The following is a 12,578-nucleotide window of genomic DNA, read 5'->3' on the forward strand; positions in this document are numbered from 1 at the left end:
GGCGCTTGTGCCGCCATCCGGCAATGCCTGATGCGCTGCGCTTATCAGGCCTACAATGAACGAAGTAGGCCCGATAAACTCTCAGCTTCGCGCTTTTAGCGCGGCGATATCCGCAGGCGTGGTGCGACAGCACCCGCCAATCAACCGGGCGCCAGCGGCCTGCCACTGCGGCAGATAATCCGCCAGTTGCGCGCAATGCTCACCGTGATGATGCCAGGTTTTGCTCACCGCATCGTACTGCTCGCCCGAGTTCGGATACACCACCAGCGGCAGCGCCGTTAAACCGTGTAAATGCTGCAACGCAGCGGTGGTGTTTTCCAGCGCAATGCAGTTAATGCCTAGCGCCACCACCTGCGGATAACCCGCCAGCAACGCAACCACGTCACGCAGCGGCGTACCGTCGCTCAGGTGCTCGCTGTCGCGCAGGGTAAATGAGAACCACGCCCGCGCACGCGGATATGCGGTCAACAGCTCAGCCAACGCCTCAATCTCGGCAAAATTCGGCAGGGTTTCGCAGGCCAGCAGATCGGCCCCGGCATCCAGCAAGGCTTCCACGCGCGGGCGATGAAACGCCTGGAACGCCTCAACGCTACAATGATAATCGCCACGGTATTCAGAGCCATCCGCCAAATACGCGCCGTAAGGCCCAACGGATCCCGCCACCAGCAGCGTTCCTGCCTGCGGGTTCTCTGCCAGATACGCTTCACGGGCTTTACGCGCCAGCTCCACGCTTTTGCCAATCAGCGCTTTCGACTGCGCTTCATCCAGGCCTCGCGCGGCGAAGCCCGCCGGCGTCGCCTGATAGCTGGCAGTGATCGCGCATTGCGCCCCCGCCCGGTAGTAATCAAGATGTACTTCGCGGATAAGCTCCGGGTTTTCTACCAGCACTTTGGCTGACCACAGGCTGTCGGCTAAGTTACACCCTCGCGCTTCCAGCTCCGTCGCCATCGCGCCATCCAGCAGCAGGATATCCTGTTTATCAAGGAGAGCGCGTAACGGATTATTCTGCGACATGTTCTGGCTCCTGTTTTGCGTTTCGGGGTTGAGTAAGGAAATAAGCACCATAGCACAACGCAACAAACGGTAACCCGCACCACAACGCAATTCTCTGCGCTGGATCGAATGCCAGCCCTACACAGGCCACCAGGCACAGCACAAAACCTAATACCGGCACCAGCGGATACCACGGCGCGCGATAATGTAATTCACTCAATGCCTTACCTTGTTGCAGATGACGGCGACGAAAAACAAAATGCGAGGCACAGATGCTCAGCCACACCGCCACCACCGCAAACCCGGAGATTGCCGACAGCGCAACAAATACCGTGTCCGGGGCCACCACGCTGGAAAATAGCGCCAGCACACCACCGAGCATACTGACCGACAGCGCTGTCAGCGGTACACCGTTTTTCGTTACTCGCGCAAAACAGGCAGGTAGCGTACGTTCATTCGACAGCGACCACAGCATGCGCCCAGAAGCATACAAACCGGAGTTAGCTGCAGAAAGAATAGCTGTCAGGATCACGAAGTTAAAAATATCAGCGGCGTACGGGATCCCTACTTTCTCAAATACCAGCACAAACGGGCTTTTCTCCACGCCCGCCTGCTGCATCGGGATCAGCGCCGCCAGCACAAACACGGTGCCAATGAAGAAAATAATCAGCCGCGCGATGGTAGTACGAATCGCTACCGGGATAACTTTGCGCGGGTTTTCCGTTTCACCGGCGGCAATGCCGATAAGCTCGGTACCCGAAAAAGCAAAGTTCACTGCCACCATAGTCATCAGAATCGGTAAGCCACCGTGCGGGAACCAGCCTTCCGCCGTGATATTACTCAGCCCCGGCGCGGGCGAGCCATCCTGCATCGGAATAAAGCCGAAAATCGCCGCCCCGCCGAGGATGATAAAAGCGATGATAGTGACCACCTTGACCAGGGAGAACCAGAACTCCCCTTCGGCAAAAAAGCGTGTGGAGATCACATTCAGGCCAAAAATAATCACGCAGAACACCACGCACCAGACCCATACCGGCACCTGTGGAAACCAGTACTGCATACAGAATCCAGCGGCGGTAAAGCTCGAACCCAGCGCCACGGTCCAGGTCAGCCAGTAGAGCCAGGCCACGGTATACCCAGTAGCCGGACCAAGATAGCGCGCGGCATAAACGTGAAACGCCCCGGTCTCCGGCATCGCGACCGACAGCTCGCCCAGACACTGCATGACCAGCCAGACCACCAGCGCGCCAATCAGATAGGCCAGTAGCGTTCCCGCCGCTCCGGTGGTGGAAATGATGTACCCGGTATTGAAGAATAACCCTGTGCCAATCACGCCGCCCAGGGAAAGCATAATCAGGTGACGCGTTTTCATTGTGCGCTTCAGTGGCGCATTTTGTTGTGTTGTTTGCATATAACCTTCTAAACGTATGGACATCTAAACATCCAAAGAAGGTTTGTTATACCGTGTTTGTTAACAGAATGCAAAGTCAACCCTGCACCAGACGCAGATGACCGCGCCGGGCGCTTAATAGCGGGTGGGGATTAATAATCAGATACAAAAAGGGCCGCCAGCTCATAACGCCTCCGTTGCCATGTTTTATCTAAACTTTGGCAACACAGTTGACTGACGGCGTTCACCCGGAAGTGGGAATCAAATCTCCCCACTCCCACAACCGGATGAGTGCTTAAGCACCGCTGACCGGGAACGGCATCTGCGATTTGCGGCTCATCAGAATAAATACCGCCAGGCCTGCCAGCATAATGCCCGGCGCAGAAGCCGCCATCACCCCTACCGTTCCGGTACCGAGCGCTAACATTTTCCCTGCCAGCAGCGGGCCGCTCATCGCCCCCAGACGCCCGACTGCGACGGCGGTTCCCACGCCTGTGGCGCGGATCTGCGTGCTGTAAAACAGCGGCGCCAGCGCATACAACACGCTTTGCCCGCCGGTGGCGAACATCCCCGCCACAAATCCCGCCATTAGCATGCCGCTCAATGACGACACCGTACCCAGCGCCAGCAGTGAAGCCAACATCCCAGTGTAGATCAGCAGCGACATCACCACCGGGCGCAGTTTATCCATTAACGCCCCGAGAATTAACGTGCCGCTGGCCGCGCCAATTTGCAGAGCAAACATTACGCCTGCCGCCTGCGATGGCCGAAAGCCCTGCTCCACCAGCAGCATTGGCAGCCAGTTGATCAGCATATACACCACCAGCAGGGTGAAGAAATAGCACAACCACAGCAGCAGCGTGGCACTCGCCGTCGCTGGCGCAAACAGGGCCCGCAGCGGTGCGACGGCCACTTGCGTTTGTTGGGTATAAACCTGTGATTCCGGCAGCCAGCGCATCAACAGCGGCACCAGCAGCAGCGGGATCACCCCGCCTACCCAAAACACCGTTTGCCAGGCGGAGGCAAGACCGCTAAACCCGAGCGCTGCCGCCAGCGCCGCACCAATCGGCACACCACAGTACATCAGACTCACCGCCGTACCGCGAAAACGCGGGCCCGCCGCCTCGGAGGTCAGCGCGATCAGGTTCGGCAACGCCGCGCCCAGCCCGACACCGGTCATCAGACGGGCAAATACCAGCGATGAGAAATCCCATGAAATCGCCGTCGCCAGCGAGAACAGGCCGAACAGCGCCACAGAGGCAATGAGAATACGCTTGCGGCCGTAGCGGTCAGCCAGCATGCCACCCACCATCGCGCCGGGCAGCAGCCCGAGAATGCCCGCACTGAAGATCCAGCCCATCTGCATTTTATCCAGCGCAAACGCGTGGGCGATACCGACGGCAGCGATACCAGCGGCCTGTAAATCCAGCCCTTCCATCAGGGCAACTAAAAAGCAAAGCCCAACAGTCAACGTCAGGCGGTAAGATGCGGGGGTACGGGTCGTCATAAGATGTCCCTCTGAGGTCACGATGCAGGTGAATCGCGGCTGATACGTTGCCAGCCGCGTAATCATTTTTTATTTGCGGTTGCGCAGGTCCAGCGCCACGTCGACGATCATATCTTCCTGGCCGCCCACCATCCGACGTTTGCCCAGTTCCACCAGAATATCTACTGCGCTCAGGCCATAGCGTGCTGCCGCCACTTCGCAATGACGCAGGAAGCTGGAGTACACCCCGGCATAGCCCAGCGCCAGCGTTTCACGATCCACCCGCACCGGGCGGTCTTGTAGTGGACGCACTAAATCGTCGGCGGCGTCCATCAGTGCGTAGAGATCGGTTCCATGCTGCCAGCCGAGTTTTTCCGCAGCGGCGATAAACACTTCCAATGGCGCGTTGCCCGCGCCTGCGCCCATCCCGGCCAGGCTAGCGTCGATACGGTCACACCCCTCTTCTACCGCGGCAATGGAGTTCGCCACGCCAAGACTCAGGTTGTGATGCGCATGCATTCCGGTTTCCGTCTCCGGCTTCAGCACCGCTTTCAGTGCGCGGAAGCGGGCGCGAATATCGCTCATGTTCATTGCGCCGCCGGAATCGACCACATAAATACAGGTCGCGCCGTAGTTCTCCATCAGCTTCGCCTGCTGCGCCAGGTTCTCCGGTGTGGTCATATGACTCATCATCAGAAAACCGACGGTATCCATGCCAAGCTCACGCGCATACTGAATATGCTGGGCCGACACGTCTGCTTCAGTGCAGTGGGTCGCCACGCGCACTACCCGTGCGCCGGCCTGATATGCATTTTTCAGGTCATGAATAGTGCCGATACCCGGCAGCAACAGCGTGGCAATTTTGGCATGCTTCACCACGTCCGCCGCCGCTTCAATCCACTCCAGGTCGCTGTGCGCACCAAAGCCGTAGTTAAAGCTGGAACCTTGTAAACCGTCGCCGTGGGCCACTTCAATAGAATCAACCCGTGCGTCGTCCAGCGCTTTGGCTATCTGGCGTACATTCTCCAGCGAATATTGATGACGAATAGCGTGCATACCGTCGCGCAGGGTCACGTCAGAGATATAGAGTTTTTTACCGTTCATGCTGCTTCTCCTGCCTGACGAGCGAGGGACTGTGCCATCTTCTCAGCGGTCGCCAGCGCGCTGGAGGTCATAATGTCGAGGTTGCCCGCGTAGGCTGGTAAATAGTGCGCCGCGCCTTCCACTTCCAAATACACCGCGGTTTTCAGCCCAGAGAACTGGCCGATACCCGGCAGATTCACCGGTTTATCTTCTGGGATGACTTCAAATTGGACACGCTGTTTCAGGCGATAACCCGGCACGTACGCCTGCACCGCCGCCGCCATCTCATTAATCGACGCTTCAACTTCAACCTCAGAGGCCGCTTCGCTCAGCACATACACCGTGTCACGCATCATCAGCGGCGGCTCGGCCGGGTTAAGGACAATAATGGCTTTGCCTTTTGCCGCGCCGCCGACCACTTCAATCGCCTTCGAGGTAGTTTCGGTAAACTCGTCGATATTGGCGCGGGTACCCGGCCCCGCCGATTTACTGGCGATCGAGGCGATAATCTCGGCGTAATGGACTTTTGCCACGCGAGAAACTGCCGCCACCATTGGGATGGTTGCCTGTCCGCCGCAGGTCACCATATTGACGTTCTGCTGATCAACGTTGGCTGCCAGATTCACCACCGGCACGCAGTAAGGACCGATTGCCGCGGGCGTCAGATCGATCAGGCGGATGCCTGGTTTAACGGCACGTAGCGCGGCATCGTTCTTCACATGCGCGCCTGCGCTGGTGGCGTCAAACACGATGTCGATATCGGCGAATTCCGGCATGGCGATAAGCCCTGTCACCCCTTCATGGGTGGTGGCAACGCCCATGCGTCGGGCACGCGCCAGGCCATCAGATTCTGGATCGATACCGACCATCACCGCCATTTCCAGATGCACGCCGTGACGCAGAATTTTTATCATCAAATCGGTACCGATGTTGCCGGAGCCGATAATGGCGACTTTACGCTTACTCATGACTGACTTCCTTTTGTATCCGCCGCTGAAAAGGTGGCGGCGACTGAACCAATACCGTCGATATGGGCTTCAAAACAATCGCCCGCATTCACCGCCACCATCGGGCCTAACGCTCCGGTGAGAATAATGTCTCCGGCACGCAGCGGCTCGCCGAGGCTGGCCATTTTGCGCGCCAGCCAGACGGCGGCGTTGATCGGATGTCCCAGGCATTCGCTGCCGCGCCCGCTGGAGACCTCTTCGTTGTTGCGCGTCATTTTCATCGCGCAGTTTTTCAGATCTAATCCTGCCGGACGCTGGGCCGGACCGCCGACCACATACACGCCACAGGAGGCGTTATCCGCCACGGTATCAACAAATTTGATCGACCAGTCGCGGATACGGCTGCCGACCACTTCCAGCGCGGGAAGTACCCACTCTATGGCGTTGTAAAGCTCGTCAAAAGTGGTGTCGGTATTGGGCAGATCGCGGTTCAGCACCAGCGCAATTTCGGCTTCAATACGCGGTTGCAGCACACGGGAAAACGGGATGGTTTCGTTATCGCCATAACACATATCAGCAAACAGCGTACCGAAGTCCGGTTGATCGACACCCAGCTGCTGCTGCACTTTCGGGTGCGTCAGCCCCACTTTGCGCCCGACCACGCGACGCCCGCGCGCCACGTCGTACTGCACGTTGATGCGCTGAATGGCGTAGGCCGCTTCGGCGTTATCCACACCAATCAATTCACACAGTGGGGCGATGGCTTCCCCTTTTTCTTCAGCCTGACGTAAATCGGCGGCTAGCTGCCCAAGATTACGATTCGTCATGTCCGTTCCTTAAGGGCGTGCGAGGAAGTTCAGCACCAGTTGGTTAAAGGCATCCGCATGCTCCCACTGCGCCCAGTGTCCGCAGTCGCGGTAGATATGCAGCTCAGAACCGGCAATTCCGGAGAGCAGGCGCAGACCGGCATCCATCGGTACAAAGCGGTCATTGCGTCCCCAGACAATCAGAGTCTGAGCTTTGATTTCACCCAGACGCGGGCTGAAATCCGGGAACTGTTTCGGGTTGGCCTCCAGACTCTGGACAAAGTTTTCCAGGTGATCGCGACGCGACAGCATGTTATTCAGGCGCGCTTCGAACAGCGCCTCGGTCAGGTCGCTGGTGTCGAAGACAAAGATCTCCATCATCAGCTTCAGATTCTCGATGGTCGGCTCACGATACAGCTGATTCAGGCGCTTGATACCTTCGGTCGGCATCGGGGTAAACAGGCTCATGCCGCCCGTTCCGCCGCCCATTAATACCAGTTTGCCCACGCGCTCCGGCCAGCTCAAAGTAAACGCCACGGCACTGTGACCGCCCATCGAGTTACCCAGCAGGTGGACTGTTTGAATATCCAACTGATCGACCACGCTTTTCAGGATTCGAGCGTTGAGATCGGATCGCGAACCGCGGTTAACGATCCCATCGCTTTTGCCCCAGCCAGGACAATCCAACAGGATCACCCGGTATCCGGCCTGTACCAGCGGATCGATATTTCGGCTGAAGTTTGCCCAGCCCGTTGCACCCGGACCAGAGCCATGCAGCAGCACGACGGTCTCATCGCCCTGCCCACAGTCATTAAAATGCACGCGTAGGGTTTCGCCTGCTTCCTGCACCTCCAGAAAACGACTGGTTGCGGCTTCGGTTTGCGGTTGGTAAGTCATGATGTTCTCCTGCATATTCAGTTCTGTTTTAGTTCTGTGTAGTGGCGCTCAGGGAGCCGAATCCGGCGATCCACTCCGGGATCGGGCGGTAATAACGGCCTTCGCTGCGCCAGTTGCCAAAGGCAGAAATGGCGGCAAAGGCGGCAACCCAGGTTTTAACTTCGTGCGTTGATTTGCCCGCCATCGCGGACAGCTCTTCGTTACTGACCGCGTCCAGCTCCTGCAAACGCCCCTGCTCAAGCAGCGTCATAAAACGGTTATCCCAGACGGGGTTAAGCGGGTGCAGCGTGTTTTGATCGACCACAAACTTCTCGGCGGCGCTGATCACCCGCTGCTGGCGCAGCTCACGCTCGTTTTCAGGCAACTGTTTGCCGCTACCGAGCAGGCGGTCGCGCATATGGGCATCGGCCTTCGCCAGTTCCGGTACCGGCGGCTGATGCGACAGACCACCGGAGCCTAAAAACAGCACGCGCTTATTCAGCGAGCTGGCGAAACGGCCAATCGCTTCACCAAGCATGCGGGTGCGCTGAAAGCCCGGCAGCGGCGCGGCGACGCCGTTAATAAACACTGGCAGCACCGGCACCTTATCCAGGCCGCCGAGCAAAAACTCCAGCGGCTGCGCGAAGCCATGATCGACCTGCATGTTGTAGGACACGGCGAGATCGATACCGCTTTTCATTACCGCGTGGGCGCATGCTTCAGCCAGATCTGTCGGAACCGGCAATTCCCCCGCCGCACTACCAAAATCGCCGATCGCCGTAGCGCCAACGCCTAAACAGAACGGCGGCATCACGTCGTAGAAAAATCCGTTGTAGTGATCGGGGGCAAACAGCACGACCAGTTCAGGTTCGAACGCCGCAATACGTGCCCGAGCGCTGGCGATCACGCCGTTAACCTCGTCGAGCACAGCCTGTGCCGGGTCGACATAGCCCACCAGCGGCGAATGGGAAAGACAGTGAAGATAAGCGTGCATATCAGGCAACCTTTTCAACAGGAATGTCGGCAGTAGCGCGAGTGAGCGTCATCACCGACGCCAGTTTATTCAGGGTGCTGCCCAGGGTTTGCGGAATGGCGATGGCGGCCACGAAGCGGTCCGGGCGCATGACTACCAGCGCGGCGTTGTGCTGGGCAAACCACGCGCGCAGGCGGTTTTGCGTATCGCCAATGCGGGTAACGCCATCGTGGTTATCCTGATCGGTATGTATCTGCGTCTCCGGCACGACCTGGATAAAACACGTCCCCAGCGCCTGCCACTGTTGGATCTGCGCCTCGCTCATGCCCCATAGCGGGTTACAGCCCCAGCCAATCACCGCGAAATTCGGTCCGATGACGTTGTCGAGCAACGTCACTTCGCCCGATTCCAACGTCACCTTCGGCTGGATAAACATCTTGCCGACCGGTGAAGTTTTCGCGTTGCCTTCACGCACCAGCGCCCCGGCGTGGTACTGCGGCATCGGCTTAAAGCGCATTTCAAGGAAGTAGCGTTTGACCGGCGGAATATAGTTCAGCAGCCAGGAAACCCCATCGCGCACCGCACCATGCCAGCGTTTGGGCGGTGCAAGTACGTTGCCTGCGGTCACAGAGAGGTCGATCATCGCTTTGGCGTGGTCGCGACGTTCCTGCTGGTAGGTATTCAATAGCGCATCGCCGGCTTTACCGTTAATCACCAGCGCCAGTTTCCATGCCAGGTTGAAAGCATCGCGCATGCCGCTGTTGTATCCCTGACCCTGCCAGACCGGCATAATGTGCGCCGCATCGCCCGCCAGCAGCACGCGGTCAATACGAAAACGTTCGGCCAGACGGGCGTTATGGGTATACACGCGCTGGCGGATCAGCTCGACGTTGTCCGGGTTCGGCAGCACTTTGCTCAACAGCTGACGCATATTCTGCGGTTCACTAAGCTGCGCTTCGGTTTCCCCCGGCATCACCATAAATTCAAAACGGCGCACCGCATGCGGCAGAGCGGCGGAGACGTACGGGCGCACCGGATCGCAGCACAGATACACATGCGGCGTGCTGAGCGGATCGTTGGCGATATCCACTACAATCCACTGATTCGGCGCGGTTTTACCTTCAAACGGCACGTTCAGCGAGCGTCTGACGTTGCTGCCGCCGCCATCGCAGGCCACCAGCCACTGGGCCTTCACCGTTTCACGTTGATCGTCCGGCGCTTTCAGATTTAGCGTCACTTCGCCGTTTTGCTGGCTGAAGGCCTCCAGTTCGCGGGAGAACAGGCAGCGCACGTTGGGAAAACGCGACAACCCTTCCAGCATCACCGCGTCCACCTGTGGCTGAATAAACGCATTGCGGCGCGACCAGCCAAATTCGTCGGTCATCGGCTGGATATCAGCAAAGCAGCGGCCTTTCGGGGTGAGAAAACGCATTGCGTGCCACGGCGTGGTGTGCGGCAAAACGCGCTCGACCAACCCCACAGACTGCATGGTGCGCAGCGCCTCATCGTCAATGCCGATGGCACGGGGATAGTCGATCAGCGTGTCGAGCTTCTCCACTACCAACACCTCAATGCCCATCTGGCCAAGATAGTTGGCCATCATCAGCCCTACCGGACCAGCGCCGGCAATCGCTACCTGCGCGGTATGCTGCACAGCGGGTTGGATATCCGGTTTTTTTGTTGTCATTTCAGAACCTCACGACTCGGACAAAACGCAATTGCAGACCCTGGTGAGGCGCAATCCGTTTTGTTAAAAATATGTGAATAATTTTTTTGTTGTGCGGTCAGTATAGAAGCGAGTTTTTGCGCTACAATCAAAACATGCCAGGATGTGCACTAAGTGCACAACGTTGTTTTACCTGTAGATTTGTCAATGAATATGAAAAATGACGAGAGCACTGAGTACAAAACCGTACGCGGATTAACGCGCGGATTAATGTTATTAAATATGTTAAACCGGCTCGATGGTGGGGCCAGTGTTGGCTTACTTGCTGAGTTAAGCGGCCTGCATCGCACCACGGTCAGACGGCTGCTGGAAACCCTGCAGGATGAGGGTTACGTCCGGCGCAGCCTGTCCGATGACAGCTTTCGCTTAACCATTAAAGTCCGCCAGCTCAGCGAGGGGTTTCGTGACGAGCAGTGGATTTCTGCACTCGCCGCCCCGCTGCTGGGGGATTTGCTGCGCGAGGTCATCTGGCCGACCGACGTTTCCACGCTGGATGTGGACGCGATGGTGGTACGTGAAACCACCCACCGTTTCAGCCGCCTGTCGTTTCACCGGGCGATGGTAGGGCGTCGTTTGCCACTGCTGAAAACCGCATCCGGCCTAACCTGGCTGGCATTTTGTCCGGAGAATGAACGGCAGGAACTGATTGAAATGCTGGCCTCCCGACCGGGAGAAGAGTTTCAGCTTGCGCGCGAACCGCTGAAGCTCAATGCCATTTTGTCCCGCGCGCGAAAAGACGGTTTTGGCCAGAACTTTCGCGGTTGGGATCAGGAAGAGAAAATCGCTTCTATCGCCGTCCCCATCCGCAGCGAACAGCGGGTGATCGGCTGCCTGAATCTGGTGTATATGGCCAGCGCCATGACCATCGAACAGGCTGCGGAAAAGCATCTTCCGGCCTTACAAAAGGTGGCGAAACAAATAGAGGACGGCGTCGAGTCGCAGGAGATTTTGGTTGCCGGGAGGTGAGATGGATCACAGTTATGCGGATTATCTGATTGATAGCTGGCATAACTCACTAACCGGCCGATAAAACTCTGTGACCTCTTGCCCAAAAAATATCTTCATTACATAGTGTGCATTCGTTTTCTGCCAGGAGGCTGCATGTTAAAGGTCATTGCTGAGGATTTCATCAAACCTGAGTATATTGAAACCGTTCTCCCGTTGTATCGTGAGCTAATATCGGCAACGAAGAAAGAACCGCACTGCATTTCTTACGACCTCTATATTGATGAAAAAGATCCGGGGCATTTTATTTTTATCGAAGAATGGCCAAACCACGCGGCTCTCGATGAACATTGTGCCAGTGAGCATTTCCAGCGACTTGTACCATTAATCGATCAATACACGCGCCAGGAAGCACGTTACATACTGATGGATGACGTGGTAAATCCGGCAGTCTCGTGATAATGAAGAAAGTAGTTGGAATACTGTTAATTATGTTTTTGGCAGAATGCTCAACACCAGGAAAGACAGTCTTTTACTTCCCTGGTCGCTGAGGGCTTAAAGCCTCTTCAAAAGAGGCTTTAAGCTTTGCAACAATGCATCCCACGGATTACAAAACGGAATCATCACTGTTCCAGATATTAAGCGCATTTTTACGAGGCCATTTTCATCGCGACACCAATAACTGCCATACACATACTGCTCGCAAGTAAAACAATAAACCAATATATATAATTATTAAACTTTGTAAATAACCAGATAAATCTAAGCAATGACAATGCAGCAATAGAAATAGAAGACACAAACATTGTAAATATATAAATACCAGAAATTATCCATCCTGCTTCTTCGTAAATACTCTTCATTGTAAAAATAAGGATAGATAAGTAAAATGCTGATAAAGCAAGCCCGCTCAGAAAATCATAATAATCGATGTATGTGATGTTTTTATCTTTCTGCGGAAGAGCTATAAACTTTTCAAGTTTCTCATTGTCTACTCGTGACAAAAACCGATTAATTAGCGGAGTAAACATCACTAAAATCATCACCAAATGAATGAATAGTAAAGAAAGTTTAATTCTGTCATCAACCGATTCATTCTGTGGCCAGATAGATATTATTTCATAATCCATTTTTGCAAGGAGAAAAAAGCAAATGGCCGATGGTATATATTCAGAAGATATAGCTTTCCATATTTTTTTAAAAATCACTTATATTACCCCATTAGTTATACCGGTGAATCACTATTAGTTAACCGCGCTACTAATCTGCAAATAGTTGGCGATCATATTTATTTAATACGGATAATATATACCTATTCAGAAACGGATTGCTACCTACTAATTTTATCACTAC

Annotated in this window: 12 protein-coding genes; 2 read left to right on the forward strand and 10 right to left on the reverse strand. The window is 55.7% G+C overall.

What is annotated here, in order from left to right:
* Positions 1 to 81: 81 nt before the first annotated feature.
* From mmuM to IB222_RS17935, 9 genes are all read right to left on the reverse strand, one after another.
* Complete coding sequence (mmuM, locus tag IB222_RS17895; protein ID WP_057067128.1) at positions 82 to 1,014, reverse strand: homocysteine S-methyltransferase; 933 nt, start codon at positions 1,012 to 1,014, stop codon at positions 82 to 84.
* Positions 1,001 to 2,404, reverse strand: a complete 1,404-nt coding sequence (gene mmuP / locus IB222_RS17900) for an S-methylmethionine permease (RefSeq protein ID WP_149384041.1) — start codon at positions 2,402 to 2,404, stop codon at positions 1,001 to 1,003. Before mmuP ends, mmuM begins: the two co-directional genes overlap by 14 nt.
* 274 nt (positions 2,405 to 2,678) lie before the next feature.
* Positions 2,679 to 3,890: a 3-(3-hydroxy-phenyl)propionate transporter MhpT gene (gene mhpT, locus IB222_RS17905; protein ID WP_149384040.1), complete on the reverse strand. Its 1,212-nt coding sequence runs from the start codon at positions 3,888 to 3,890 to the stop codon at positions 2,679 to 2,681.
* Positions 3,891 to 3,959: 69 nt separating this feature from the next.
* Positions 3,960 to 4,973: a 4-hydroxy-2-oxovalerate aldolase gene (gene mhpE / locus IB222_RS17910; protein WP_149281140.1), complete on the reverse strand. Its 1,014-nt coding sequence runs from the start codon at positions 4,971 to 4,973 to the stop codon at positions 3,960 to 3,962.
* Positions 4,970 to 5,920 (reverse strand): acetaldehyde dehydrogenase, encoded by a 951-nt coding sequence (mhpF, locus tag IB222_RS17915; protein WP_003830924.1) that lies wholly within the window; start codon positions 5,918 to 5,920, stop codon positions 4,970 to 4,972. The genes mhpE and mhpF overlap by 4 nt, the downstream gene beginning before the upstream one ends.
* Complete coding sequence (gene mhpD / locus IB222_RS17920) at positions 5,917 to 6,726, reverse strand: 2-keto-4-pentenoate hydratase (protein WP_149384039.1); 810 nt, start codon at positions 6,724 to 6,726, stop codon at positions 5,917 to 5,919. The genes mhpF and mhpD overlap by 4 nt, the downstream gene beginning before the upstream one ends.
* 9 nt (positions 6,727 to 6,735) lie before the next feature.
* The gene (gene mhpC, locus IB222_RS17925; protein WP_149384038.1) at positions 6,736 to 7,602 is read right to left on the reverse strand and encodes a 2-hydroxy-6-oxonona-2,4-dienedioate hydrolase; all 867 of its coding nucleotides are present in this window, start codon (positions 7,600 to 7,602) and stop codon (positions 6,736 to 6,738) included.
* Positions 7,603 to 7,630: 28 nt separating this feature from the next.
* Entirely contained in the window at positions 7,631 to 8,575 is a 945-nt protein-coding gene (gene mhpB / locus IB222_RS17930) for a 2,3-dihydroxyphenylpropionate/2,3-dihydroxicinnamic acid 1,2-dioxygenase (protein WP_063941281.1), read from the reverse strand.
* Position 8,576: 1 nt separating this feature from the next.
* Positions 8,577 to 10,241: a bifunctional 3-(3-hydroxy-phenyl)propionate/3-hydroxycinnamic acid hydroxylase gene (locus IB222_RS17935; protein ID WP_149384037.1), complete on the reverse strand. Its 1,665-nt coding sequence runs from the start codon at positions 10,239 to 10,241 to the stop codon at positions 8,577 to 8,579.
* 192 nt (positions 10,242 to 10,433) lie between these two features.
* On the opposite strand from IB222_RS17935, the gene IB222_RS17940 reads away from it, so the two are divergent.
* Both IB222_RS17940 and IB222_RS17945 read left to right on the forward strand, forming a co-directional pair.
* Complete coding sequence (locus IB222_RS17940; RefSeq protein ID WP_050542092.1) at positions 10,434 to 11,246, forward strand: DNA-binding transcriptional regulator; 813 nt, start codon at positions 10,434 to 10,436, stop codon at positions 11,244 to 11,246.
* Positions 11,247 to 11,381: 135 nt separating this feature from the next.
* On the forward strand, positions 11,382 to 11,684 hold the full coding sequence (locus tag IB222_RS17945) for a putative quinol monooxygenase (RefSeq protein WP_149384036.1): 303 nt from the start codon (positions 11,382 to 11,384) through the stop codon (positions 11,682 to 11,684).
* A gap of 191 nt (positions 11,685 to 11,875) precedes the next feature.
* Here IB222_RS17945 and IB222_RS17950 read toward each other — a convergent pair whose 3' ends face one another.
* Entirely contained in the window at positions 11,876 to 12,433 is a 558-nt protein-coding gene (locus IB222_RS17950; RefSeq protein WP_348925417.1) for a hypothetical protein, read from the reverse strand.
* Positions 12,434 to 12,578: the final 145 nt, after the last annotated feature.

The organism is Citrobacter sp. C13 (assembly GCF_014596815.2).
GTDB lineage: Bacteria > Pseudomonadota > Gammaproteobacteria > Enterobacterales > Enterobacteriaceae > Citrobacter > Citrobacter portucalensis.

Coding starts and splice junctions, on each gene's coding strand:
- mmuM (WP_057067128.1), bottom strand. CDS start 1,014: ATGTCGCAGAATAATCCGTTACGCGCTCTCCTTGATAAACAGGATATC.
- mmuP (WP_149384041.1), bottom strand. CDS start 2,404: ATGCAAACAACACAACAAAATGCGCCACTGAAGCGCACAATGAAAACG.
- mhpT (WP_149384040.1), bottom strand. CDS start 3,890: ATGACGACCCGTACCCCCGCATCTTACCGCCTGACGTTGACTGTTGGG.
- mhpE (WP_149281140.1), bottom strand. CDS start 4,973: ATGAACGGTAAAAAACTCTATATCTCTGACGTGACCCTGCGCGACGGT.
- mhpF (WP_003830924.1), bottom strand. CDS start 5,920: ATGAGTAAGCGTAAAGTCGCCATTATCGGCTCCGGCAACATCGGTACC.
- mhpD (WP_149384039.1), bottom strand. CDS start 6,726: ATGACGAATCGTAATCTTGGGCAGCTAGCCGCCGATTTACGTCAGGCT.
- mhpC (WP_149384038.1), bottom strand. CDS start 7,602: ATGACTTACCAACCGCAAACCGAAGCCGCAACCAGTCGTTTTCTGGAG.
- mhpB (WP_063941281.1), bottom strand. CDS start 8,575: ATGCACGCTTATCTTCACTGTCTTTCCCATTCGCCGCTGGTGGGCTAT.
- IB222_RS17935 (WP_149384037.1), bottom strand. CDS start 10,241: ATGACAACAAAAAAACCGGATATCCAACCCGCTGTGCAGCATACCGCG.
- IB222_RS17940 (WP_050542092.1), top strand. CDS start 10,434: ATGAAAAATGACGAGAGCACTGAGTACAAAACCGTACGCGGATTAACG.
- IB222_RS17945 (WP_149384036.1), top strand. CDS start 11,382: ATGTTAAAGGTCATTGCTGAGGATTTCATCAAACCTGAGTATATTGAA.